Here is a 24,080-nt window from a genome sequence, read left to right as displayed (position 1 = left end):
AGGCACCAACGGGTTCGGGGCCCCGGCTCATTCCTCCGGGTGGAGGCCGAGGTACAGCGACCAGCGGTCGCCGTCCTCGTCGGAGGGCTGCTGCGCCCACCGGTCGAGCAGCGCGTGCAGCTCGGCCTCGAACTCCCGCCGGCGCTCGACGGACAGCCGCAGACCCAACCGGGTGCTGCGCAACCGCTGCTCCCCCACCACGGCCACCTCGGCGAGGAACGCGGCCAGCATCGGGTCGCGGTCGGCCGCCGGGACCCCGGACCAGTCCAGCTGCCAGGACCGCCCGGTGGCGCGGTAGGGGACCTCGCGGGCGCCGCGGGCGCCCCGGCGCTCGGGCTCGGCCACCAGGAAACCGGTGCCGACCAGGGTGCGCACGTGGTGCAGCACCGTGGCCGGGTTGCGGTCCAGCCGGACGGCGATCTCCCGGTTGGTGAGCGGGCGGTCCAGGCACAGCCGCAGGATCCGCAGCCGGACCTCGGAGGCCACCGCCCGCGCCTCGGCGTCGGTGGCCGGTCGCCGCTCCCCCCACCCCTCGCGGACCACGCCGGGGAGTCTACCGACTGATTGACATCTCCCAATCACTGCGGCCAGGCTGGGTCCATGAGCAGCCTGTGGCGGCACCACGACTTCCGGCAGCTGTGGGCCGCCGAGACCGTCAGCCAGGTCGGCACCCAGGTCACGCTCGTCGCCCTGCCGATCCTGGCGGTCACCCTGCTGCGGGCCACGCCCCTGCAGATGGGGGTGCTGACGGCCCTGGAGACGGCCGCCTTCCTCCTCGTCGCCCTGCCGGCCGGGGCCTGGGTCGACCGGTGGCGGCGACGGCTGGTGCTGGTGACCGCCGACGTGGTGCGCGGCGCGGCGCTGGCCAGCGTGCCGCTGGCCTACCTGCTCGACGCCCTCACCCTGGGTCAGCTCTACGTCGTCGCCACCGTGGTGGGCACCGCCACGGTGTTCTTCGACGTGGGCTACCAGAGCTACCTGCCGGTGCTGGTGGACCGCACGCAGATCGTCGACGGCAACGGCAAGCTCGAGGCCAGCCGCGCGGTCGCCCAGGTGGTCGGCCCGGGGCTGACCGGTGTCCTGCTCCGGGTGCTGGCGGCACCGCTGCTGATCGTGGTCAACGCGTTGACGTACCTGGTGTCGGCGCTGTTCCTGGCCCGGATCCGGACCCCCGACACCCTCCCCGAGCGGGCCGCGCGCCGCCCGCTGCGCACCGAGATCGCCGAAGGCCTGGCCTTCGTGGTGGGCCACCGGCTCCTGCGCCGCATGGTCGCCTGCACGGCGCTGGCCAACCTGGGCGGCGCGATGACCGGTGCGCTGCTGGTGCTGTACGCCATCCGCGAGCTCGGGCTGGCCGAGTCCACGGTCGGCCTGGTCTTCTCCGTGGGGGCCGTGGGCGGCCTGGTCGGCGCCGTCTCGGCCGCGCGGGTGGCCCGGTGGGTCGGCGAGGGCCGGACCATCCCGTTGTCGGCCGTCGCGTTCGCCGTGGCCGCCGCCGGGATCCCGCTGGCCTCCCTCGGCGCGGCCACCCCGACGCTGGTGGTCGCCTGGTTCGCGCTCAGCTTCGCCACGATCGTCTACAACGTGACCCAGGTCAGCTTCCGGCAGCGGCTGTGCCCGCCCCGCCTGCTGGGTCGGATGAACGCCTCCGTGCGGTTCCTGGTCTACGGCACCCTGCCGCTGGGCGGCCTGCTGGGCGGGGTCCTGGGGACGGCGCTGGGCGTCGTCCCCACGCTGTGGGTGGCCGTCGCCGTGCAGGGGCTGGCTGCGCTGCCGGTGCTGGCCAGCCCGTTGACCGGGATGCGCGACCTGCCGGTCGAGCTCGACGCGACCGCGGAGGTCAGCCCAGCCACTCGCGGGTGAGGGTCCCGGTGCTGACCACCACCGCGGGACCGGAGAGGACCGTCGTCGTGGGCGTGACCTCGACCGCCAGTCGACCGCCGGGGACGTCGACGGTCACGGTGCCGGCGCTGCGGCCCCCGGCCTCCAGCGCGGCCCACGCGGCGGCGCAGGCGCCGGTGCCGCACGAGCGGGTCTCGCCCACACCGCGCTCGGACACCCGCAGGCGCACGTGGGCGGTCGTGCCGCTGGGCCCCTCGGCTGCCGACAGCACGTTCACCAGCTCGACGTTGACGCCCTCGGGGAACAGCGCGGGGTCGACGCCGGGAGCGCGCGTCAGGTCGAAGGACTCCACGGCGACGTCGGTGAGGCAGACCAGGTGCGGGTTGCCCATCGACACCCCGGTGCCCGGGTAGGTGTGGCCGGCCACCACCGCCTCGCCCCGGCCCAGCGGCCGGGCTGCTCCCATGTCGACCCAGTAGCCGTCGGTGCCCACGCCGACGCGCCGCGGACCGCCGCGGGTGCCCACCAGCACCCCGGCCCGCGCCTGCTCCTCGTCCAGCAGGCCCTCGGCGACCAGGACGTGCAGGTAGAGCCGGATGCCGTTGCCGCACATCTCGGCGTGGGAACCGTCGGCGTTGCGGTGGTCCATGAACCAGGTGCAGTCGGCCAGCGCGTCACCGAGGACGCCGGCCGCGTCGGGGACGTGCGCGCTGGGCACGACGCGGAGCACGCCGTCGGCACCGAGGCCTCCCTGCCGGTCGCACAGCCGCCGCACCAGGGCGGCGTCCAGCCGGTCCTCGGGCCACACGGTGCCGTCGGGGTCGGGCAGCACCACGAAGTCGTTCTGGGTGCCGTGGCCCTTGAGGACCCGGGGTCCGCTCGCGTCGATCACGCCCCGATCGTAGAGAGCGCGCGCTCCACGACGCCGGGATCGGCGGCGTCCAGCCAGGTCACCGCACCGTCCCGGCGGAACCAGGACCGCTGCCGCCGGACGAAGCGCCGGGTGGTGCGCACCGTCTCCTCGCGCGCGGCGTCGGGCGCCAGACCACCGTCGAGCTGGCGCAGCACCTGCGCGTAGCCCAGCGCGCGGGAGGCCGTCGGCCCCTCGCGCAGGCCGTCACCGACCAGCGCGGCCACCTCCTCGACGAACCCGTCGGCCCACATCCGGTCGACCCGGACGGCTATCCGGGCGTCGAGCTCGGCGGGGTCGCGGTCCAGGCCCAGCACGACGGCCGGGTAGTGCGGCCGGGGCTCGGGCAGCGACGCGGCGAACGGACGGCCGGTGAGCTGCACGACCTCCAGCGCGCGGACCACCCGACGACCGTCGCTGGGCAGGATGGCCCGGGCCGCGACCGGGTCGACCTCGGTGAGCCGCTCGTGCAGCGCACCCGGCCCGAGCTCGCCCAGCTCACCGAGCAGCCGGGCACGCAGCTGCGGGTCGGTCGCCGGGAACTCCAGCTCGTCGAGGACGGCGCGGACGTACAGCCCGGAGCCGCCGACCAGCAGGGGGACGACGCCCGCGGCACGCAGCCGGTCCACCTCCGCGCGGGCCCGGGCCCGGTAGTCGGCGACGCTGGCCGGTTCGCGCACGTGCCACAGGTCCATGAGGTGGTGCGGCACGCCGTCGCGCTCGGCCGCCGTGGGCTTCGCCGTCCCGATGTCCATGCCGCGGTAGAGCTGCATCGAGTCGGCGTTGACCACCTCGCCGCCCAGGCGGTGCGCCAGGGCCACGGCCACGGCGGTCTTGCCGGTGGCCGTGGGCCCCACGACGGCCACCACGGGGGGCGCGCTCACCGCTGCAGCCACCCGGGGACACCGTCGGGCACCTCGGCCACCAACCAGTCGGCCACCAGGTGGCCGGCGTCGCGCGGACCCCCGTCCAGCAGCAACCGGGCGGTGACGGACCGACCCGACAGCGCCCGCCCGACCGCGAGCCAGGTGGTCGTGCCGGCGGCGAGCGGACCCTGGCCACCGGTCGGGTCGAGTCGGGCCAGCGCAGCCGGGTCGCCGTCGCCCAGGGCCGCCGCCACCCGGACGTCGACGTCGGTCGCGGCAGTGTCCGGCGCGTCGGGCGCCTCGCGGGTGCGCCGGGCGGAGCCCTCGCCCATGGCCAGGATGCCCACCGGGCCCGGCAGGTCCGCGAGTGCCTCGGCCAGGTCCCCCGGGGCCACGCCGAGCCGCGTGCCGTCGTGGCCGGCCCGGTCCAGCAGCCAGGCCCCGACCGTGTGCGCCAGCGGCAGGCTCCGCCCGCCCGGTCGCACCCGCCCGGCGAACGGCTGCTGACCGGACCCTCCCCACCGCTCCAGGTCGCCGGCGTCCCCGGCCCCGTAGCGCACGCCCGCGGGGCCGTCGCCGACCACGAGGACGACGTCGGGCCGCAGCCCCAGCACGGTCTGCAGCGCTTCGCCGCACGCGATCCGCAGGCGGTCGTCCTGGGTGGCCCCAGCGCCCTCGAGCCCCGTGACGAGCCGCGGCGGGTGGGGGCAGAAGGCGACCGCGACGAGCGTCGGGGACGGATGCGAGCTCACGGGGGGAGTGTCGCGGATCGCCCCGTGGAAGACTCTGCTGCGTGTCGAGCACGGAGAACACCGCAGACGTGACCCCGCAGCCCGAGGAGGCCGTGGTCGCCCCCGACCGCGCCGCCGAGCAGGCCGCCGGGTCGGACGCCGTCACCCCCGAGGCCGGTACGCCGGCCGCCCCCGAGCCCGCGGACGCGGAGCTGGCCGATCCCGCCGCGGACGCCGCCCCCGCCGGGCCGGCGCCCGACGAGGTCGAGGAGGTGCCCGGCACCGCCGAGGTGGTGGCCGCCGCCGACGTGCCCGCGGCCGGTGACGCCCTCGACGTGTCCGAGACCGTCGAGACCACCGACGCGGTCGGCGCCGCCGACACCGACGGGGCCTCCACCGACGGGGCCTCCACCGACGAGGTGCCCACCGACACCGCGGTGACCGAGGCCGCCGACGTCGCGGCCCCGGCCGCGCCGCACGCCCCCGTGCCCACTCCCCCGCCCGCCGCACCCGCCTCCGACCCCACGCTGTGGGGGCGGGTCGACGACGAGGGCACCGTCTACGTGCGCACCACCGACGGCGGCGAGCGGGCCGTGGGTTCCTGGCAGGCCGGCGAGCCGGCCGAGGGCCTGGCGCACTACGGCCGCCGCTACGACGACCTGGCCACCGAGGTCGGCCTGCTCGAGGCCCGGCTGCGGGCGCACACCGGCAACCCGGCCGAGATCCGTGCCAAGGCCCAGGCGCTGGCCGAGCAGGTGCCCACCGCCGACGTCGTGGGCGACCTGCCGGCGCTGGCCTCCCGCCTGGGCACGATCATCGACGCCTCCGAGGCCGCAGCCGCGGTCGCCCGGGCGGAGAAGGCCAAGGCCCGCGGCGAGCAGATCGCCCGCAAGGAGGCTCTCGCCGCCGAGGCCGAGACCATCGCCGCCGACTCCACGCAGTGGAAGGCCGCCGGCGACCGGCTGAAGGCGATCGTCGAGGAGTGGAAGACGATCAAGGGCATCGACCGGAAGACCGACGAGGCTCTGTGGACCCGCTTCGCGGCGGCCCGTGACGCCTTCGGTCGCCGGCGAGGCTCGCACTTCGCCGCGCTCGACGTGCAGCGGTCGGAGTCCCGCGCGGCCAAGAGCGAGCTCATCGCCGAGGCCGAGAAGCTGGCCACCTCGACCGAGTGGGGCCCGACGTCGGCCGCGATGCGCGGGCTGATGGACCGGTGGAAGGCCGTGCCCCGCGTGGGCCGGGACACCGACGACGACCTCTGGAAGAAGTTCCGGGCCGCCCAGGACGTCTTCTTCGCCGCCCGCACGGAGTCGGACAAGGCCCGCAACTCCGAGCAGAAGGGCAACCAGGAGAAGAAGGAGGCCCTGCTCGTCGAGGCCGAGAAGATCGACCCGACCCGCGACCTGCGCGGCGCGCAGAGCGCCCTGCGCAAGATCCAGGAGCGCTACGACGCGATCGGCCACGTGCCGCGCGAGGTCATGCGCAGCCTCGAGGACCGCATGCAGGCCGTCGAGGAGAAGGTCCGCGGCGCGGCCGACTCCGGCCGCCCCCGGGCGGTCGCCGAGAACCCGATGCTCACGTCGCTGCGCGCAGCCGCCGAGAAGGCCGCCGACCAGCTGGCGAAGGCCCAGGCGGCCGGCGACCCCAAGCGGATCAGCGAGGCCGAGGCCAACCTGGCCAGCCGCCAGGAGTTCCTGGCCGCGGCCGAGAAGGCCGGTTCGCGCCGCTGACTCAGGCAGCCCAGACCTCCTCCGGGTCGACCAGCACGGCCCGGAGGACGGCGGGCTCGGTGTTCGCCACCACCGCCTGCAGCACCAGCTCGGCCATCGACGTCGGCACGCACCACAGCGACCGCTCCAGCGCCGCGACCGCGAGCACCCCGGCTCCGCGCAACCAGGCCGCGAGCCCCAGCAGGAGCGCGGGGACGGCGGCCAGCTCGTCCGGCACCCGGGCGTTGAGGTCGGCCCACAGCGCCTCGGCGGCCGCGAGCAGGTCGTCGTCGTCCCCGGCGGTCAGCGCGAGCGCCCGGTCGCGGACCGGTACCAGGGTCAGCGCGACCGCCACCCGGGCCAGCTCCTGGTCGGCCAGCGCCGTCCGGCTGCCCGGGGCGCAGGCCGCCACCGCCCGCAGCACTTGGGCCCAGCCGTCGTCGGCGAGGTCGTCGAGCTGGGCGCCGCGGGCGATCGCGACGTCGAGCTCGGCATCGGCCCGCCGGCACGCCAGGGCCAGTTCGGCCGAGGTCGGTCGGGCGGGCCAGGCGCGGGCCACGACCGCATCGCGGTCGGGGTCGACCACCTCCCCGGACAGCGCCGCGATGCCCGTGAGCCGCGAGGTCGCGGGGTCCAACGAGGTCCCCTCGCCGGCGCCGGTGGCAGGCACGACGTCCGGGTAGCTCCACCACCGACCGTCGCGGACCAGCACGGCGTCCACCGTCTGCGCACCCAGCGCCGACAGCTCCTCGATCACCGCGTGCACCAGCGACCGCCTCGGCAGGTCGGGCACGGTGGGCCGCTCGACCACGTCGGCGCGCGGGAGGACGTCGCGCCACGGGTCGGGCTGCACGAGCGCCACCTGGTCGTCCGGGTCCTCCGACACCACGAAGACCAGCGCACCCCACGGGCGCAGGGCCGCCGCCCGGCTCACCACCTGGCGGGCGACCTCCCGGTCGTGCTCGGCGGGCAGCAGGTCCAGCCGGAGGGTCAGGCTCATCCGCCGGTCGGGCCGGCCGTCCCCGCCGAGGAACAGCAGCACCAAGGACTCGACCGGCGGGAAGCCCAGCAGCTCGGGCAGCGCGGCCGCGAACTCGGCCGGACCGGCGCGCAGCACGGACTCGGGTTCCCGTCGACGCGGTCGGGCGGGGGGACGGCGGGTGCGGCGGGACTTCGACATGCCCGCAGCCTCTGCGGTGCCGACCTCGTCGACCAGGCCCGCAGCGGATCTGTGGACAACCACCCCGACGGTGGACGACCGATCAGCTGCAGGCGGGGGCCAGTGGTAGGGCCGCGGGCACCCCGATGGTCGGCATGCCCAACCCGATCCCCCGCGTGCTGGGCCGGATGCCGGCCTCGCCCGCGTCGCCGGCCCGGGTGCGGCGGTGCGACAGCAGAGCGCCGTCGGCGATGAGGAAGTGCGGCTTGCCCGCCGTCACCACCGTCTCGACGACGTCCCCGGGACGGACACCCTCGACCCCGGTGAAGTGCACCAGGCGACCGTCGCGGGAGCGGCCGGACATCCGCCCGCGGTCGGCGTCCTTGCTGCCCTCGCCCGCGGCGACCAGCAGCTCGACGGTGCGGCCGACCAGGGCCCGGTTCTCCGCCCAGCTGATCTCGTCCTGCAGCGCGGTGAGCCGCAGGTAGCGCTCCTGCACGACCTCCTTGGGCAGCTGGCCGTCCATGTCGGCGGCCGACGTCCCGGGGCGCTTGGAGTACTGGAAGGTGAAGGCGCTGGCGAACCGGGCCGCGGCGACGACGTCCAGGGTCTGCTGGAAGTCGGCATCGGTCTCGCCCGGGAAGCCGACGATGATGTCGGTGGTGATCGCGGCGTCGGGCATGGCGGCCCGCACCCGGTCGATGATGCCGAGGTAGCGGTCCTGCCGGTACCCGCGGCGCATGCGGCGCAGGACGTCGTCGGAGCCGCTCTGCAGCGGCATGTGCAGCTGGTGGCAGACCGCCGGCGTCTCGGCCATCGCCTCGATCACGTCGTCGGTGAACTCGCGCGGGTGGGGGCTGGTGAACCGGATGCGTTCCAGGCCCTCGATGCGGCCGGCCGAGCGGAGCAGGTCGGCGAAGGCGCCGCGCTCGCGGAACTCGACCCCGTAGGCGTTGACGTTCTGGCCCAGCAGCGTCACCTCGAGCACGCCCTGGTCGACCAGCGCCTGCACCTCGGCGAGCACGTCGCCGGGGCGGCGGTCCTTCTCCTTGCCGCGCAGCGCCGGGACGATGCAGAAGGTGCAGGTGTTGTTGCACCCCACGCTGATCGAGACCCAGCCGGAGTACGCGCTGTCCCGCTTGGCCGGCAGGGAGCTCGGGAAGACCTCGAGGGCCTCGACGATCTCGACCTGGGCCTCGGCGTTGTGCCGGGCGCGGTCGAGCAGGGCCGGGAGCGACCCGACGTTGTGCGTGCCGAACACGACGTCGACCCACGGGGCGCGGTCGACGATCGTGGCGCGGTCCTTCTGCGCCAGGCAGCCGCCGACGGCGATCTGCATACCGGGGTGGGCGTCCTTGACCGGGCGGAGGTGGCCGAGGTTGCCGTAGAGCTTGTTGTCGGCGTTCTCGCGCACGGCGCAGGTGTTGAGGACGACGACGTCGGCGTCCTCGCCCTCGGGCGCCGCGGCGTAGCCCGCGTCCTCCAGCAGGCCGGCCAGCCGCTCCGAGTCGTGGACGTTCATCTGGCAGCCGTAGGTGCGCACCCGGTACGTGCGGTTCTCAGTGCTCGTCATGACGTCAGCGAGGGTACGGCGCCCGCCCGACGACCGGATCGTGACCGATTCGTGCCCCGCACCGGGAACTCATGGCTGGCGCTCAGCTTCGTTACAGGTTCGTGATCGACGCGTCCCGGACCGCCCCTAGGGTCGATCATCGTGACCAGCGCTGCGACCGGAGATCCGCTCGTCCGACTCACCGGTGTCAACAAGTGGTTCGGCGATCTGCACGTCCTGCAGGACGTCGACCTGACCATCGACCGCGGCGAGGTCGTCGTCGTGATCGGGCCGTCGGGGTCGGGCAAGTCGACGCTGTGCCGCACGATCAACCGTCTCGAGTCGATCGAGCACGGCGAGATCACCATCGACGGCACCCCGCTGCCCGCCGAGGGCAAGGCGCTGGCCGCGCTGCGCAGCGACGTCGGCATGGTGTTCCAGAGCTTCAACCTCTTCGCCCACAAGACCATCCTCGAGAACGTGGTGCTGGGCCCGGTGAAGGTCCGCGGCAAGTCCAAGGCCGAGGCGGAGAAGCGGGCCCGCGAGCTGCTGGACCGGGTCGGCGTCGGGCACCAGGCCGACAAGGTGCCCGCCCAGCTCTCCGGCGGCCAGCAGCAGCGCGTGGCCATCGCCCGCGCGCTGGCCATGGATCCCAAGGTGATGCTCTTCGACGAGCCCACCTCGGCGCTGGACCCCGAGATGATCAACGAGGTCCTCGAGGTCATGGTCGGCCTGGCCAAGGACGGCATGACGATGGTCGTGGTCACCCACGAGATGGGCTTCGCCCGCCGGGCGGCCAACCGGGTCGTGTTCATGGACGGCGGCCGCATCGTCGAGTCCAGCGACCCCGAGACGTTCTTCACCTCGCCCACGAGCGACCGGGCCAAGGACTTCCTCTCCAAGATCCTGAACCACTGACCGACCGCTCCCCCACGAGAAGAGGACCCATGCGTCTCCCATCCCGTCCTGCGAGGTACGCGGCAGCCGTCGCGGCGTTCGGCGTCGTGCTCGCCGGCTGCTCCAGCGAGGCCGGCCAGCAGGCCGAGGAGCAGGCCGACAACACGGTGGCCGTCGAGACCGACGTCGACTTCGAGGCCGGCACCACCATGGCCGAGCTGGCCGAGGCCGGCACCATGACCGTCGGCGTCAAGTTCGACCAGCCCGGGTTCGGGCTGCTGAACCCCAGCGGTGACCCCGAGGGCTTCGACGTCCAGATCGCCACGATCATCGCGGCGAACCTGGGCATCGCCCCCGAGGACATCGAGTTCGTCGAGTCCGTCTCGGCCAACCGTGAGCCGTTCATCCAGAACGGCACCGTCGACATCGTGGTCGCCACCTACACCATCAACGACGCCCGCAAGCAGATCGTCGACTTCGCCGGGCCCTACTACGTGGCCGGCCAGGACATCATGGTCGCCGCGGGGAACCCCGAGGGGATCGAGGGTCCCGACGACCTCGCCGGCAAGAACGTCTGCTCGGTCGAGGGCTCGACCCCGGCGCAGAACATCCGGGACAACTACCCCGAGGCGACGCTGACGCTGTTCGACGTCTACTCCAAGTGCGCCGACGCCCTCAACAACGGTCAGGTCGACGCGGTCACCACCGACAACGTCATCCTCACCGGCCTGGTGGCCAGCAACCCCGACGGCTTCGAGCTCGTGGGCAACCCCTTCACCGAGGAGCCCTACGGCATCGGCCTGTCCCTCGGCGACACGCAGTTCCGCACCTTCATCAACGAGACCCTCGAGGCGTCCTTCGAGGACGGCTCGTGGGCCCAGGCCTGGGACTCCACCGCCGGTGCGATCACCGGTGAGGACGCCCCCGAGCCGCCCACGATCGACGACTACTGATCCTCCGCACCGGTCCCCGGTCACCCCGCACGGGTGGCCGGGGACCGGCGCGCCCACCCCCGCTGAGCCACCCCGAGAGGAGGCACCGTGCAGTTCTTCCTGGACAACATCGACCTCTTCCGGGACGCGTTCCTGAACACCCTGGGCCTGACGTTCTTCGCCGGGGTGCTCGCCCTGGTCCTGGGCACCGTGCTGGCCGGCATGCGGGTCAGCCCGATCGCACCGCTGCGCGGTCTGGCCACGACCTACGTCGAGATCTTCCGCAACACCCCGCTGACCGTGGTCTTCTTCTTCGTCATCTTCGGCCTGCCGCAGATCGACACGGTGCTGCCGTTCTTCGCCGGTGCGGTGGTCGCGGTGGGCACCTACACCGCGGCCTTCGTGGCCGAGGCGATCCGCTCGGGCATCAACTCCGTGGCGCCGGGTCAGGCCGAGGCCGCCCGCGCGCTGGGGCTCACCTTCAGCCAGACCCTGACCACCGTGGTGCTGCCCCAGGCGTTCCGCACCGTGGTGCCGCCGCTGGGCAGCGTGCTGATCGCCATGGCCAAGAACACCTCGATCGCCGCGGGATTCTCGATCAGCGAGGTCAGCTCGCTGCTGGCCCGGCTGACCAACGCCGACCCCAACGACCTGCTGTTCATCCTGCTGGGCGTGGTGCTGGCCTACATGGTCATCACGGTGCCGGCCGCGATCGCCCTGAACCGCATCGAGCACCGGGTGGCGATCCTGCGATGAGCTCCCTCGTCCTCTTCGACGTCCCCGGCCCGAAGGCCAAGCGGCGCCAGCTGATCGGCACCGTCGTCGGCGGTGTCCTGGTGCTGGCACTGCTGGCAGTCATCCTCTGGCGCCTGAACGGCAACGGGCAGCTGGACCCTGCTCGCTGGGCGATCCTGTTCGACCCGGCCGCCGGGGTGCCGCAGGCCTTCGGGTCGGCTCTGCTGCTCACCCTGCGGATCGCCGCGGTGGCCATGGTGACCTCGACCGTCCTGGGGCTGCTGCTGGCCGTCGGCCGGTTGTCCGACCACCGGTGGCTGCGGATCCCGGTCACCACGGTGATCGAGTTCTTCCGCGCGATCCCGCTGCTGGTCGTGATCTTCGCGCTGTACTTCGTGCTGCCGGGCTTCGGCGTCTCGCTGTCGGCCTTCGCGGCCCTGGTCGGCGGGCTGACGCTCTACAACATGGCGGTGCTCGCCGAGATCTTCCGGGCCGGGATCCTCTCGGTGGACAAGGGCCAGCGCGAGGCGGCCTACGCCCTCGGCATGCGCAAGACCCAGGTCATGACCCTGGTGCTGCTCCCCCAGGCGATCCGCCGGATGCTGCCGGTCCTCATCGCGCAGCTCGTGGTGCTGCTGAAGGACACCTCGCTGGGCTTCATCATCGGGGTGTTCGAGCTGCTGCGGCAGGCCCGCAGCCTGGTGGAGTTCTTCAACTCCCGCTTCGGCGACATCTACACGTTCCAGCTCTACGTCGGTGCCGCGGTGATCTACATCGTCATCAACATCGCGCTGTCGCAGGTGGCCAAGCTGGTGGAGAAGCGGACGCGCTCATCGGCCAAGGCCGCCGGGGCCGCTCCGCCGAGCCTCGCGACGTCGACCATCGGCACGGGGGTCCAGCGGGGAGCCGAACCGTCGTTCTGACACGGCGTGGCGCTCCGCGCACGCAGGGTTGTGGCGGGTGAGACTGGTGGGACCATGGACACCACCGCCGCCCTCGCCCTCGCCCCCTCCGACGAGCCGGACCAGCCGGTCCTGCACCTGGTCGGGACCGATCCGGAACAGCTCTTCGTGAGCCGGTTGCGGTCCTCGGCGACGCACTTCGCGGCCGCGGCGGGCGCGCAGTCGGCGGTGGTCCGGGAGGCCGTTCCCCCGGCCCGGCACCGCCGCTCCCGGTGCCGTGTGGTCCTGCAGTGGGACGACGGTGCCGAGTCCGACGTGACGTTCCTGGGCCCGGCCCGGCGGTCCGTGGACCCCGAGCGCGGGCCGGCGGCACTGACCGTCACGACGTCGGGCTTCGACGCCGCCATCCAGCAGTGGCTGACCGAGGGCCGCCCGGAGTCCCCGCTGTGGTTGGTCCCCGACGAGGACTCCCCCGCCGGCACCGCGGTCGACGTCGCGGCCTGGCTGGCCACCTGACCCACCCCGCCTCCACGACGGGCTCGGCGGCACGCTCCGGCGTGCCGACGGGCCCGTCCTGCTGTGCGGGGCCTAGCGCCGGCCGAAGCCGCCGGGATGTGGGGCCGCCGAACGGGAGCGCGCGACGCCGTCGACGGTGAGGCCCTCGCCGACCTCGCCGTCCGTGTCCTCCCCGAGCGGGCGCCCCGACCACAGCCCACGACGCACTGCGGGGCCGTCGCCGGCCGGCTCGACACCGGCCAGGTCGGGTGCGGCGTCGTCGGCCTCGGCCGCGGCGTCCTCGACCGTGCCGTCGGCCTCCAAGGCCTCGCGGACCACCCAGGCCGCCAAGCCCATGCCGTAGCCCTTGCGTGCCAGCATGCCGGTGAGCCGGCGGGTGGCCGTCGCGGTGTCGAGCCGGCGCATGCCGGGCACCTTGCGGGCGACCAGGGCCCGGGCGGTGTCCCACTCGTCCTGCGGGTCGACCGCCTCCAGCGCCACCGAGGCGACCTCGGGGTCGATGCCCTTGGCCCGCAGCTCGTGGGACAGCGCCCGCCGGCTCAGCCCCCGCGTCGACTGGCGGGAGCTGACCCAGGCCGCGGCGAAGGCGGCGTCGTCGACCAGCCCGACCTCGGTGAACCGGTCGAGGACGGTGGCGGCGACCTCGTCGGGGATCTCGCGGGCAGCGAGCAGCTCGGCCAGCTGCTGGCGACTGCGGGAGGCACCGGTGAGCGCGGTCAGGCAGATCTGCTTGGCGGTCTGCTCGGGGTCGTCGAACTCCGGCGGAGGCTCGCCCTCCGCACGGCGCGGACGACCGAAGGACCCCGCCCGCCCCCTGTTCGCGGTGCGCGTCGAGCGGTCGTGCCGACCGCCGGCCGGAGCCTGGTCCTCGGCGCCGGTGGCACCCGAGCCCTCGGCCGCGGCGACGCCGGGCACGGGCTCTTCGACCTCGGCGTCGAGCTGGATGCCCCACTCCCGGCGCTTGCCCCCCGAGGAGCCGCTCCGCCGCGACCCTCTGCCCAACCGCGACGCGGAATCGCCGAACGAGCTGGAACCGGACGCGCCGAAGGAGCCGGAGCCCGACTTCCCGAACGATCCGGAGCGCGATTTCCCGAACGAGCCCGAGCCCGATCTGCCGAACGAGCCGGAGCGCGACTTCCCGGACGACCCCGAGCCCGACCGTCCGGAGCGCCCGGCGGAGTCTCCCCCGCCGTCACCGGAGCCGTCGTCACCGACCTCCGTCGTGGCGGCCTCGGTCTGGCCAGGGCCCTCCCGATCCGCCGCGGCAACCCATCGGCTCCGGCGGTCGTCGTCGGAGGACGCCGGCCGCCGGGAGCGGCGCGTACCCGCCGGACTCTCGGCCGAGCGCGAGCCGGCGGCCAGCGGATCGGCGTCCTCGGCCGGCCACAACCGCGCCACCCCGTCGTGCTCGTCCGCCGCGGGGGGCTTCACCGGGGCAGGGTCGACCTGTGCAGCGTCGACCGGGGCAGGATCGACCGGACGGCTCGACCGGCGACGGCGTGGCGCACCGTCGGCAGGACCCGCGGAGCGGGTGCGCGACTGCGCCGCCGACCGTCGGTCGGCCGGGCCGGCCACGGACTCGAAGTCGACCACCTCGGGGCCCGCCGACGGGCCGACCACCTCGCCCAGCGAGCTGAGGTCCACCACCTCGACCGCGGCCCGGGTCGACTCGCGGGCGTCGTCCAGCACGCCGAAGTCGACCACCGACGGCGTGCCGGTCGAACCGGCGCCACGACCGGCGACGGGGCCGCCGCCGGTCGAGGTGCCGTCGTCCTCACTCATGGAGCGGGTGACCGTCGGCGCGGATCACCGGACTCAGAAGTCGGCGGGCACGGCGTCGACCGGGGCGTCCAGCCGCGGCCCGATGCCGAGCTTCTCCTTGATCTTCTTCTCGATCTCGTCGGCCAGGTCGGGGTTGTCGCGCAGGAAGCCGCGGGCGTTCTCCTTGCCCTGCCCCAGCTGGTCGCCCTCGTAGGTGTACCAAGCACCGGACTTGCGGACGAAGCCCTGCTCCACGCCGATGTCGATCAGGCCACCCTCACGGCTGAACCCGGTGCCCCAGATGAGGTCGAGCTCGGCCTGCTTGAACGGAGCGGCGACCTTGTTCTTGACGACCTTGATCCGCACGCGGCTGCCGACGGCGTCGGTGCCGGTCTTCAGGGTCTCGATGCGGCGGACGTCGAGCCGCACGGACGAGTAGAACTTCAGCGCGCGACCACCGGTGGTGACCTCGGGCGAGCCGTAGACCACGCCGACCTTCTCGCGCAGCTGGTTGATGAAGATGCAGGTCGTGCCGGAGTTGCTGAGCGCACCGGTGATCTTGCGGAGGGCCTGGCTCATGAGGCGGGCCTGCAGACCGACGTGGCTGTCGCCCATCTCGCCCTCGATCTCGGCGCGGGGCACCAGGGCGGCCACCGAGTCGATGACGATGAGGTCCAGCGCACCGGAGCGGATCAGCATGTCCGCGATCTCCAGCGCCTGCTCGCCGGTGTCGGGCTGGCTGATCAGCAGGGCGTCGGTGTCGACGCCGATGGCGCGGGCGTAGTCGGGGTCCAGCGCGTGCTCGGCGTCGACGAAGGCCACGATGCCGCCGGCGGCCTGGGCGTTGGCCACCGCGTGCAGGGCGACCGTCGTCTTGCCCGAGGCCTCGGGGCCGTAGACCTCGACGACCCGGCCGCGGGGCAGGCCACCGACGCCCAGGGCGATGTCGAGGGCGATCGAGCCGGTCGGGATGACCTTCATGGCCACCTCGGGCGAGTCGCCCAGCCGCATGACCGAGCCCTTGCCGAACTGCTTGTCGATCTGGGCCAGGGCCATGTCGAGGGCCTTGTCGCGGTCCAGGGTTGCCATGGTGTCCACCTTCGGTGTCGTCGCGTGCGTCGCTGTCTGCGGGTCGGGTCCGACGGTAGGGCGGGGGTCCGACAAAACCGGGGGGTCGGGCGAAGTTGTGGATCCGCGCCCGGCCTGTGGACAGCAACGGTATGACGAACACGTGTTCGAAGCCAGCGACACGCCCGAGGACCGGCGTGTCGCGTCGTCCCGGATCAGCTCCGGGCGGCCCGCGCGGCGTGCACGGCGGGCATCGCCCCCTCCACGAACCGGACCAGGTCGAGCAACCGGGGGGCCAGCTCGCGACCGGCATCGGTCAGCCGGTACTCCACGTGCGGCGGGATGGTCGAGCGGACCTCGCGGTGCACCCAGCCGTCCCGCTCGAGGGTCTGCAGGCTCTGGGACAGCATCTTCTCGCTGACGCCGTCGACCCGGCGGCGCAGCTCGCCGAACCGGTGCGGCGACTCCAGCAGGGCGGTCACGGCCAGCAGTGCCCACTTGCCGGTGACGTGCTCGAGCGCCTCGCGCGAGGTGCAGCGGCGGGAGAAGACGTCGGCGGCGAAGTCCTCGACGGGGTCCGCGGCCGGGGCGGGCCCAGGTGTGTCGACGCCCACAGCGCCCCTCCTCTCGACGGATGTCCGGGCCAGTGTACGTTCTCGATGAAAGCACTAACCAGGAGTTAGTGCACATCGGAAGGGAAGCGTCATGATCACCGTCACCGGAGCCACCGGCCAGCTCGGCCGCCTCGTCGTCACCGGCCTGCTCGACGCCGGCGTCCCGGCCGGCGAGGTCACCGCCCTCGTCCGCGACGCCGCGAAGGCCGCCGACCTCGCCGAGCGCGGCGTCGTCGTCACCGTGGCCGACTACACCGACCGGGCGTCCCTCGAGGCCGCCCTGCAGGGCACCGACCGGTTGCTGCTCGTCTCGGGCAGCGAGGTGGGCCAGCGGGTCGCCCAGCACACCAACGTCGTCGAGGCCGCGAAGGCCGCCGGCGTCGAGCTGCTCGTCTACACCTCCGCCCCCCGCGCGCTGACCAGCACGCTGGTCCTCGCACCCGAGCACAAGGCCACCGAGGAGCTGCTCGCGGACAGCGGCCTGCCGGTCGTCGTGCTGCGCAACAACTGGTACTGGGAGAACTACGACGCCACCATCGGCCAGGCCGCCAGCACCGGTCAGCTGGCCGGCAGCACCCACGGCGGTGTGGTCTGGCCGGCCTCGCGGGCCGACTTCGCGGCGGCCGCCGTCGCCGTCCTCACCGCGGCCGAGGTCACCCCGGCGACCATCGAGCTCGACGGCGACGCCCCCATGGCGCTGGCCGACCTGGCCGCCGAGATCGGCCGGCAGACCGGCACCGACGTCGTCCACCACGACCTGCCGACCGACGACCACGTCGCCCTGCTCCGGGGCGTCGGCCTCGACGAGGGCACCGCGGGCTTCGTCGCCGCCATCGACGCCGGCATCGCCGCCGGTGAGCTCGACACCGGCGGGAAGGGCATCTCCGGGCTGACCGGTCGCCCGACCCGCACCATGGCCGAGCACGTCGCCCTGGTCCTGGGCCGCTGATGCGGCGACGTCCCGGTGCAGGTCAGCGAGCCTGCGCCGGGACGTCGAACTCCTCGCAGATGGCCAACCAGACCGTGCGCACGGGCACGCCGCTGTCGATGGCGGCCACCGCGGTCCGCCCGCCGAAGGCGGAGAACACGTGGTCGCGGGCGATGGACTCGCCGCGCAGGTCGCCGAACTGGCTCCTGATCTGGCCCCAGAACTCCTGCAGTCGCACGACCTCGACGGTACCCGCGGCTACCGTCGAGCCATGATCCCGAGCACCGGCTCCGCGACCTGGGACACCGTCGGCCAGATCGCGATCGTCTGCCTGATGCTGGTCAGCCTGGTGATGATGTGGCGCCGTCGCTGAGCGGTCGTGCGGGCAGCGGACCGAGGGTCTCGAAGCACGCCAGGTAGCGGCCGACGTCGCCCCGGGTGGTCCAGGCGCGCAGCTGGTCCGCCGACCGCCGGGACTGCACGGCCCGGGCGAGGTCGAAGTCCGACGCCGTCAGGACCACCTCGGCGTCCTCGGGCCCGGTGCGCCAGGTGCTGCCGACCAGGGCGATCGGCGGCAGCCCGGCCTCGGCCACCGCGTCGGCGACCCGTGCGGCGAAGCGGTCGCGGAGCTGCGCCATCGCCGGGGTGTCGTGCGCCCCCGGGGTGCCCAGCGCGCCGCGGAGGTCCTGCTCGTGCATGACGACGTCGCCCATCGGCCGGGTGCCGTGCTCGGCCATCCACGCCCGCAGCGGCTCGGTGAGACCGTGCCACTCCTCGATGAGCGCCCCGATCCCCCGCCCGGCCCGCGCGTCGACCTGGGCCTGCGTCCAGCCGCTGTTGTGGTCGTCGGCCTCGTCGCCGGACAGGACGTCGGCGTCGACCCCGACCACGTGGGCGACCAGGTCGTGCACGGTCCAGTCCGGGCACGCGGGCACCCGGCGGGCGACGTCCGCGGCGGGCAGGTCCGCCACCAGCGCGATGACCCGCGCCTGGGCCTGCGTCCACTCCTCGATGGCTGCTGCGTCGCTGAGCTCCATGCCCGGCTCATCCCCCGCCCGGGCAGGTCACAACCCCATGGAGCGGCCGATGATCTCCTTCATGATCTCGTTGGTGCCGCCGTAGATGGACTGCACGCGGGCGTCGCGCCAGGCCTTGGAGACCGGGTACTCGCTCATGTAGCCGTAGCCGCCGTGCAGCTGCAGGCACTTGTCGGCGGTGCGGTTCTGCAGGTCGCTGCACCACCACTTGGCCTGCGCGGCATCGACGGCGGTGAGGGTGCCGGCGTCCAGCTGGCGGATGCACTCGTCGACGAAGGTGCGGGCGATGATGGCCTCGGTCTGCAGCTCGGCGAGCACGAACCGGCTGTTCTGGAAGCTGCCGACCGGCTTGCCGAACGCCGTGCGGCTGGTCACGTACTCCACCGTCTGCGCGAGCACGGTCTCGATGGCCGCGACCGCGCCGATGGCGATGGACAGCCGTTCCTGCGGCAGGTTCTCCATCAGGTGCAGGAAGCCGCGGTCGGGCGTGCCCAGCAGGTTGGCGGCCGGCACCCGGACGTCGGTGAAGAACAGCTCCGCGGTGTCCTGCGCCTTGAGACCCACCTTGTCCAGGTTCCGCCCCCGCTCGAAGCCGGGCATGCCCCGCTCGACGACCAGCAGGCTGGTGCCCTTCGACGCCGGGACGTCGGGGTTCGTGCGGGCGACGACGATGACCAGGTCGGCGTTGATGCCGTTGGTGATGAACGTCTTCGACCCGTTGAGCACCCAGTCGTCGCCGTCCCGCCGGGCGGTGGTGGTGATGCCCTGCAGGTCGCTGCCGGTGCCGGGCTCGGTCATCGCGATCGCGGTGATCAGCTCGCCGCTGCAGAACCCGGGCACCCAGCGCGCCTGCTGCTCTTCGGTGGCGAGGTCGCGCAGGTAGGGGCTGACGACGTCGTTGTGCAGGGTGAACCCGACCCCGCTGGCGCCCACCCGGGTCATCTCCTCGGACAGCACGGCCTGGTAGCGGAAGTCGCGCACGCCGCCGCCGCCGAAGCGCTCGTCCTGGTCGATGCCGAGGAAGCCCTGCGCGCCCCCGGCGGTCCAGACCTCGCGCGGCACGATCGAGTCGCGCTCCCACTGGTCGTGGAAGGGGGCGATCTCCTTCTCCACGAACGTGCGCACGCTGGCGCGGAAGTCGTCGTGGTCGGCCTCGTACAGGTGGGAGCGCATGCCTCCGACTGTGGCAGACAACGCTGACTGTTTCCAGAGCCCGCGCAATTGTCGTACCCGCTGGGGACACTGGTGGGGTGCCTCCCGCCCCGTCCGCGATCGACCGGTTCTCCGCGCCCACCAAGGCGTGGTTCACCGGCGCCTTCGACGCGCCCACGGCGGCCCAGGAGGGCGCCTGGACGGCGATCAGCAGCGGTGAGCACGCCCTGGTCGTCGCCCCCACCGGCTCGGGCAAGACGCTGGCGGCCTTCCTCTGGTCGCTCGACCGGCTGGCCGCCACCCCGCTGCCGGAGGAGGAGAAGGCCCGCTGCCGGGTGCTCTACGTGTCCCCGCTGAAGGCGCTGGCCGTCGACGTCGAGCGCAACCTGCGGGCGCCGCTGACCGGCATCGGCCAGGCCGCTGCCCGGCTCGGTCTCCCCCGCCCCGAGATCAGTGTGGGCATCCGGTCCGGTGACACCCCCGCCGACGAGCGGCGGGCGTTCGCCCGGCGGCCCACCGACATCCTCATCACCACCCCCGAGTCGCTGTTCCTGCTGCTCACCAGCCAGGCGCGGGAGGCGCTGCGCGGGGTCGAGACGGTGATCCTCGACGAGGTGCACGCGGTCTGCGGCAGCAAGCGCGGCGCCCACCTGGCGGTCTCGCTGGACCGGATGGACATGCTGCTCGAGAAGCCGGCGCAGCGGATCGGGCTGTCGGCCACGGTGCGGCCGATCGAGGAGGTCGCCACCTTCCTCGCCGGGGGGCGGCCGGTGCAGATCGTGGCGCCGCCGTCGACCAAGCAGTGGGACCTGTCGGTGGTCGTGCCGGTCGAGGACATGAGTCAGCTCGGCCAACCCACCGGGGAGATGGAGGGGTCCGCGGCCGGCGCCCAGCCGAGGACGTCGATCTGGCCGGCGGTCGAGGAACGGGTGCTGGACCTCATCGAGGCGCACCGCTCCACCATCGTGTTCGCCAACTCCCGCCGGCTGGCCGAACGGCTGACCAGCCGGCTCAACGAGCTCGCCTACGAGCGGGCCACCGGCGAGACCGTCCCGGCAGGTGCCGACGCGGCCCAGCTCATGGCCCAGGCCGGCGGCGGGGGTGGCCTGCCGCCGGACGCCAAGCCGGTGGCCTCGGCCCACCACGGGTCGGTCTCCCGGGAGCAGCGGGCCGTCGTCGAGGAGGCGCTGAAGTCCGGGCAGCTGCCCGCCGTGGTGGCCACCTCCTCGCTGGAGCTGGGCATCGACATGGGTGCGGTCGACCTCGTCATCCAGGTCGAGTCACCGCCCAACGTGGCCGCCGGGCTGCAGCGGGTCGGCCGGGCCGGGCACCAGGTCGGCGCGGTCAGCCGCGGCGTGCTGTTCCCCAAGTTCCGGGGTGACCTGGTGCAGTCCGCGGTGGTGGCCGAGCGGATGAAGGCCGGCCAGATCGAGTCCATCCGCTACCTGCGCAACCCGCTGGACGTGCTGGCCCAGCAGATCGTGGCGATCGTCGCCGAGGAGCCCAAGACCGTCGACGAGGTGGCCGGGGTGCTGCGCCGGTCTGCGGCGTTCGCCTCGTTGCCGGACTCCGCGCTGCACGCGGTGCTCGACATGCTGGCCGGCCGCTACCCCTCCGACGCCTTCGCCGAGCTGCGGCCCCGGCTGACCTGGGACCGGGTGACCGACACCCTCACCGCGCGCCAGGGCGCGCAGCGGCTGGCGGTCACCAGCGGCGGCACGATCCCCGACCGCGGCCTCTTCGGCGTCTTCATCGTCTCCGGCGGCGGCGAGACCGGAGGCCGCCGGGTCGGTGAGCTCGACGAGGAGATGGTCTACGAGTCGCGGGTCGGCGACGTCTTCCTGCTCGGCTCCTCCTCCTGGCGGATCGAGGAGATCACCCACGACCGCGTGCTGGTCACCCCCGCACCCGGGCAGCCCGGCAAGATGCCGTTCTGGCACGGCGACACCCTGGGCCGCCCGCTGGAGCTGGGCCGGGCGCTCGGCGCCTTCCTCCGCGAGGTCGGGAGCGCCACGCCGGCCGCCGGACTCGAGCGGGCCCGGGCGGCCGGGCTCGACGAGTGGGGCGCGGCCAACCTGCAGGCCTACCTGGTCGAGCAGAAGGCCGCGACCGGGCACCTGCCCGACGACCGCACGCTGCTGGTCGAGCGCTTCCGCGACGAGCTCGGCGACTGGCGGCTGGTCGTGCACTCCCCGTTCGGCGCGCAGGTGAACGCCCCCTGGGCGCTCGTGCTCGCGGCCCGGCTGCGCGAGCGGTACGGGGTGGACGTCGCCTCGATGCACGCCGACGACGGCATCGTGCTGCGGTTGCCCGACACCACCGGCGAGCCGCCCGAGGCCGACCTCGCGATCCTCGACCCCGACGACGTCGAGCGGGAGGTCACCGCCGAGGTCGGCAACTCCGCGCTGTTCGCCAGCCGGTTCCGCGAGTGCGCCGCCCGTGCCCTGCTGCTCCCCCGCCGCGATCCCCGCCGGCGCACCCCGCTGTGGCAGCAGCGGCAGCGCGCCGCGCAGCTGCTCAGCGTGGCCAGCGAGTTCTCCAGCTTCCCGATCACCCTCGAGGCGGTGCGGGAGGTGCTGCAGGACGTCTACGACGTGCCGGGCCTGGTCGAGCTGATGAGCGACATCCGCTCGCGGCGGGTGCGGGTGGCCGACGTGCAGACCCAGAGCGCCTCCCCCTTCGCCCAGTCGTTGCTGTTCGGCTACGTCGGCCAGTTCATCTACGAGGGCGATGCCCCGCTGGCCGAGCGGCGCGCCCAGGCGCTGGCACTGGACACCGGGTTGCTGGCCGAGCTGCTGGGCCGCTCCGAGCTGCGCGAGCTGCTCGACGGCGACGCGCTCACCGAGATCGAGGCCGAGCTGCAGCGGCAGCCGGCCGACCGGCACCCCCGGGACGTCGACGCCGGCGCCGACCTGCTGCGCGTGGTCGGTGATCTCAGCGCCACCGAGGCTGCCGCCCGGGGGGTGTCCCAGGAGTGGCTGGACGAGCTGGTGGCCGGTCGCCGGGTGCTCCGGGTGCGCATCGCGGGGCAGGACCGGTACGTCGCCATCGAGGACGCCGGCCGGTTCCGCGACGCGCTGGGCACCGCCCTCCCGGTGGGCGTGCCCGAGGTGTTCACCGAGCCGGTCGCCGACCCGCTGGGCGACCTCGTCGGCCGCTACGCCCGCACGCACGGCCCGTTCGTGCCGAGCGAGGTGGCCGACCGGCTCGGCCTGGGCGTCGCGGTGGTGACCACCACCATCCAGCGGCTGGTGGGCACCGGTCGCATCGTCACCGGCGAGTTCCGGCCCGGCGGGGTCGACCAGGAGTGGTGCGACGCCGAGGTGCTGCGCTCCATCCGGCGGCGCAGCCTGGCCAAGCTGCGCCAGGAGGTCGAGCCGGTCCCGACGACCACGCTGGCCCGCTACACGCCGTCGTGGCAGTCCGTCGGCAGCCGCATGCGCGGGGTCGACGGCGTGCTCGCGGTCGTCGAGCAGCTGGCCGGGGCCCTCGTGCCCGCCTCCGCCCTCGAGACCCTGGTGCTGCCCTCGCGCGTGCAGGGCTACCAGCCCGGCATGCTCGACGAGCTGACCAGCGCCGGCGAGGTGCTGTGGGCCGGCGCCGGCGGGTTGTCCGGGGGCGACGGCTGGATCACCCTGGTCCCGGCCGACCTCGCCTCCCTGCTGCTGCCCGAACCGCCGCTGGGTGCCCAGGACGAGGGCGGGGTCGGCGGGCAGGTGCTCGAGGAGCTGTCCGGCGGGCAGGCGCTGTTCTTCCGCGGGCTGTCCGACCGGGTCGGGGCCACCGACGACCAGGCCTTCGCCGAGGTGGTGTGGGACCTCGTGTGGTCCGGAGCCCTCACCAACGACACCCTCGCCCCGTTGCGGGCCCGGCTGGCCGGCGGCGGGGCGCACAAGAAGGCCCCCGCGGCACCCCGCGCCCGGCTCGACCGCACCCGCTACGGCCGCACCCGGGTGGGCCGACCGGCCATGCCCAGCCGCACCGGCCCCCCGATGGTCGCCGGCCGGTGGTCCCGGCTGCCCGAGCTCGAGACCAACGCGACCAAGCGCAACAACGCCCGCACCGAGTCGCTGCTCGAGCGGCACGGCGTGCTGACCCGCGGCGCCGTCATGGCCGAGCAGGTGCTCGGCGGGTTCTCCGCCGTCTACCCGATCCTGCGGGCCTACGAGGAGAACGGCCGCGCCCGGCGCGGGTACTTCGTGGAGACCCTCGGCGCGGCCCAGTTCGGCACCCCGGGCTCGGTCGACCGGCTCCGCAGCTTCGCCAGCCCCGACCGCACCCCCACCCCGGCGGTCGTGCTGGCCGCCACCGACCCGGCCAACGTCTACGGCGCGGCTCTCCCCTGGCCCGAGCGGACCATCGGCGCGCCGGGTGAGGCGCCGACCGGTGACGGGGCCGACGAGGCGGTCGACCTCGGCGAGGGCACCGCCCCGGGCGTCGCGAAGAAGCGCGGCAGCACCGGGCACCGCGCCGGCCGCAAGGCCGGTGCACTGGTCGTGCTCGTCGACGGCGAGCTGGTGCTGTACGTCGAGCGCGGGGGGAAGACGCTGCTGTCCTGGACCGAGGAGGAGGTCGCCCTGAAGGAGGCGGCGACGGCGTTGTCGAACGCGGTGGCCGCCGGCGCGCTGGGCCGCATCGTCGTCCAGAAGGCCGACGGCGCGTCGGTGCACGAGGCCACCCCGCTGTCGGCGGCGCTGCAGGCCGCCGGGTTCAGCGCCACACCGCGAGGACTGCGGCTGCGCGGCTGAGGCGGTGTCGACAGGTCGACG

The 24,080-nt window shown here is 74.0% G+C and carries 22 protein-coding genes; 10 read left to right on the top strand and 12 right to left on the bottom strand.

Annotated features, from left to right (window positions below):
- Nucleotides 1–27: 27 nt before the first annotated feature.
- Entirely contained in the window at nt 28–543 is a 516-nt protein-coding gene (locus tag BLS67_RS19000) for an ArsR/SmtB family transcription factor (protein WP_091248310.1), read from the bottom strand.
- A gap of 57 nt (nt 544–600) precedes the next feature.
- Here BLS67_RS19000 and BLS67_RS18995 point away from each other — a divergent pair, with 57 nt between their 5' ends.
- Nucleotides 601–1,863: an MFS transporter gene (locus tag BLS67_RS18995; RefSeq protein WP_091248307.1), complete on the top strand. Its 1,263-nt coding sequence runs from the start codon at nt 601–603 to the stop codon at nt 1,861–1,863.
- Here BLS67_RS18995 and dapF read toward each other — a convergent pair.
- From dapF to BLS67_RS18980, 3 genes are read right to left on the bottom strand one after another with little or no spacing between them, the layout of a single operon-like run.
- A complete protein-coding gene (dapF, locus tag BLS67_RS18990) occupies nt 1,841–2,734 on the bottom strand; it encodes a diaminopimelate epimerase (protein ID WP_091248304.1) in 894 nt (297 codons plus the stop codon). The two genes, BLS67_RS18995 and dapF, sit on opposite strands and share 23 nt — an antisense overlap.
- Nucleotides 2,731–3,636: a tRNA (adenosine(37)-N6)-dimethylallyltransferase MiaA gene (gene miaA / locus BLS67_RS18985; protein ID WP_091248300.1), complete on the bottom strand. Its 906-nt coding sequence runs from the start codon at nt 3,634–3,636 to the stop codon at nt 2,731–2,733. Before miaA ends, dapF begins: the two co-directional genes overlap by 4 nt.
- The gene (locus BLS67_RS18980) at nt 3,633–4,370 is read right to left on the bottom strand and encodes a class III extradiol ring-cleavage dioxygenase family protein (protein ID WP_109504767.1); all 738 of its coding nucleotides are present in this window, start codon (nt 4,368–4,370) and stop codon (nt 3,633–3,635) included. The genes miaA and BLS67_RS18980 overlap by 4 nt, the downstream gene beginning before the upstream one ends.
- A gap of 41 nt (nt 4,371–4,411) precedes the next feature.
- Here BLS67_RS18980 and BLS67_RS18975 point away from each other — a divergent pair, with 41 nt between their 5' ends.
- Nucleotides 4,412–6,079 carry a DUF349 domain-containing protein gene (locus tag BLS67_RS18975; protein ID WP_091248293.1) on the top strand — a complete coding sequence of 556 codons (1,668 nt, stop codon included), beginning with the start codon at nt 4,412–4,414 and terminating at the stop codon, nt 6,077–6,079.
- 1 nt (nt 6,080) lies between these two features.
- On the opposite strand, the gene BLS67_RS18970 is transcribed toward BLS67_RS18975, so the two are convergent.
- Nucleotides 6,081–7,238: a DUF4192 domain-containing protein gene (locus BLS67_RS18970; protein ID WP_091248290.1), complete on the bottom strand. Its 1,158-nt coding sequence runs from the start codon at nt 7,236–7,238 to the stop codon at nt 6,081–6,083.
- 82 nt (nt 7,239–7,320) lie between these two features.
- Nucleotides 7,321–8,790: a tRNA (N6-isopentenyl adenosine(37)-C2)-methylthiotransferase MiaB gene (gene miaB / locus BLS67_RS18965; protein ID WP_091248286.1), complete on the bottom strand. Its 1,470-nt coding sequence runs from the start codon at nt 8,788–8,790 to the stop codon at nt 7,321–7,323.
- 141 nt (nt 8,791–8,931) lie between these two features.
- On the opposite strand from miaB, the gene BLS67_RS18960 reads away from it, so the two are divergent.
- From BLS67_RS18960 to BLS67_RS18940, 5 genes are all read left to right on the top strand, one after another.
- The gene (locus tag BLS67_RS18960; protein ID WP_091248283.1) at nt 8,932–9,687 is read left to right on the top strand and encodes an amino acid ABC transporter ATP-binding protein; all 756 of its coding nucleotides are present in this window, start codon (nt 8,932–8,934) and stop codon (nt 9,685–9,687) included.
- A gap of 29 nt (nt 9,688–9,716) precedes the next feature.
- Nucleotides 9,717–10,619 (top strand): glutamate ABC transporter substrate-binding protein, encoded by a 903-nt coding sequence (locus tag BLS67_RS18955; protein ID WP_091248279.1) that lies wholly within the window; start codon nt 9,717–9,719, stop codon nt 10,617–10,619.
- 87 nt (nt 10,620–10,706) lie between these two features.
- Nucleotides 10,707–11,354 (top strand): amino acid ABC transporter permease, encoded by a 648-nt coding sequence (locus BLS67_RS18950; RefSeq protein ID WP_091248276.1) that lies wholly within the window; start codon nt 10,707–10,709, stop codon nt 11,352–11,354.
- A complete protein-coding gene (locus tag BLS67_RS18945) occupies nt 11,351–12,256 on the top strand; it encodes an amino acid ABC transporter permease (protein ID WP_091248273.1) in 906 nt (301 codons plus the stop codon). Before BLS67_RS18950 ends, BLS67_RS18945 begins: the two co-directional genes overlap by 4 nt.
- A gap of 54 nt (nt 12,257–12,310) precedes the next feature.
- Entirely contained in the window at nt 12,311–12,751 is a 441-nt protein-coding gene (locus BLS67_RS18940; protein ID WP_091248270.1) for a hypothetical protein, read from the top strand.
- 72 nt (nt 12,752–12,823) lie between these two features.
- On the opposite strand, the gene BLS67_RS23300 is transcribed toward BLS67_RS18940, so the two are convergent.
- The 3 genes from BLS67_RS23300 to BLS67_RS18925 all read right to left on the bottom strand — a co-directional run bounded on the left by BLS67_RS23300 (nt 12,824) and on the right by BLS67_RS18925 (nt 16,194).
- Nucleotides 12,824–14,533: a regulatory protein RecX gene (locus tag BLS67_RS23300; RefSeq protein WP_109504766.1), complete on the bottom strand. Its 1,710-nt coding sequence runs from the start codon at nt 14,531–14,533 to the stop codon at nt 12,824–12,826.
- Between the two features lie 33 nt (nt 14,534–14,566).
- Nucleotides 14,567–15,601, bottom strand: a complete 1,035-nt coding sequence (recA, locus tag BLS67_RS18930) for a recombinase RecA (protein WP_091248578.1) — start codon at nt 15,599–15,601, stop codon at nt 14,567–14,569.
- Between the two features lie 194 nt (nt 15,602–15,795).
- Complete coding sequence (locus tag BLS67_RS18925; RefSeq protein ID WP_091248267.1) at nt 15,796–16,194, bottom strand: winged helix-turn-helix transcriptional regulator; 399 nt, start codon at nt 16,192–16,194, stop codon at nt 15,796–15,798.
- A gap of 91 nt (nt 16,195–16,285) precedes the next feature.
- On the opposite strand from BLS67_RS18925, the gene BLS67_RS18920 reads away from it, so the two are divergent.
- Nucleotides 16,286–17,143: an NAD(P)H-binding protein gene (locus BLS67_RS18920; protein WP_091248264.1), complete on the top strand. Its 858-nt coding sequence runs from the start codon at nt 16,286–16,288 to the stop codon at nt 17,141–17,143.
- Between the two features lie 22 nt (nt 17,144–17,165).
- On the opposite strand, the gene BLS67_RS18915 is transcribed toward BLS67_RS18920, so the two are convergent.
- Complete coding sequence (locus BLS67_RS18915; protein WP_091248261.1) at nt 17,166–17,360, bottom strand: DUF3046 domain-containing protein; 195 nt, start codon at nt 17,358–17,360, stop codon at nt 17,166–17,168.
- Nucleotides 17,361–17,393: 33 nt separating this feature from the next.
- Here BLS67_RS18915 and BLS67_RS23525 point away from each other — a divergent pair, with 33 nt between their 5' ends.
- Entirely contained in the window at nt 17,394–17,495 is a 102-nt protein-coding gene (locus tag BLS67_RS23525; protein WP_131801789.1) for an LPXTG cell wall anchor domain-containing protein, read from the top strand.
- Here BLS67_RS23525 and BLS67_RS18910 read toward each other — a convergent pair.
- Entirely contained in the window at nt 17,464–18,159 is a 696-nt protein-coding gene (locus tag BLS67_RS18910) for a maleylpyruvate isomerase family mycothiol-dependent enzyme (protein WP_091248258.1), read from the bottom strand. The two genes, BLS67_RS23525 and BLS67_RS18910, sit on opposite strands and share 32 nt — an antisense overlap.
- Before the next feature lie 27 nt (nt 18,160–18,186).
- On the bottom strand, nt 18,187–19,332 hold the full coding sequence (locus BLS67_RS18905; protein WP_091248255.1) for an acyl-CoA dehydrogenase family protein: 1,146 nt from the start codon (nt 19,330–19,332) through the stop codon (nt 18,187–18,189).
- A gap of 77 nt (nt 19,333–19,409) precedes the next feature.
- Here BLS67_RS18905 and BLS67_RS18900 point away from each other — a divergent pair, with 77 nt between their 5' ends.
- Nucleotides 19,410–24,059 carry an ATP-dependent helicase gene (locus BLS67_RS18900; RefSeq protein WP_091248249.1) on the top strand — a complete coding sequence of 1,550 codons (4,650 nt, stop codon included), beginning with the start codon at nt 19,410–19,412 and terminating at the stop codon, nt 24,057–24,059.
- Nucleotides 24,060–24,080: the final 21 nt, after the last annotated feature.

The sequence above is a fragment of the Klenkia soli genome, assembly GCF_900103975.1.
Taxonomy (GTDB): Bacteria; Actinomycetota; Actinomycetes; order Mycobacteriales; family Geodermatophilaceae; genus Klenkia; species Klenkia soli.
Note: the sequence above shows the minus strand (reverse complement) of the source record. Positions and strands in the feature narration are given on the sequence as shown.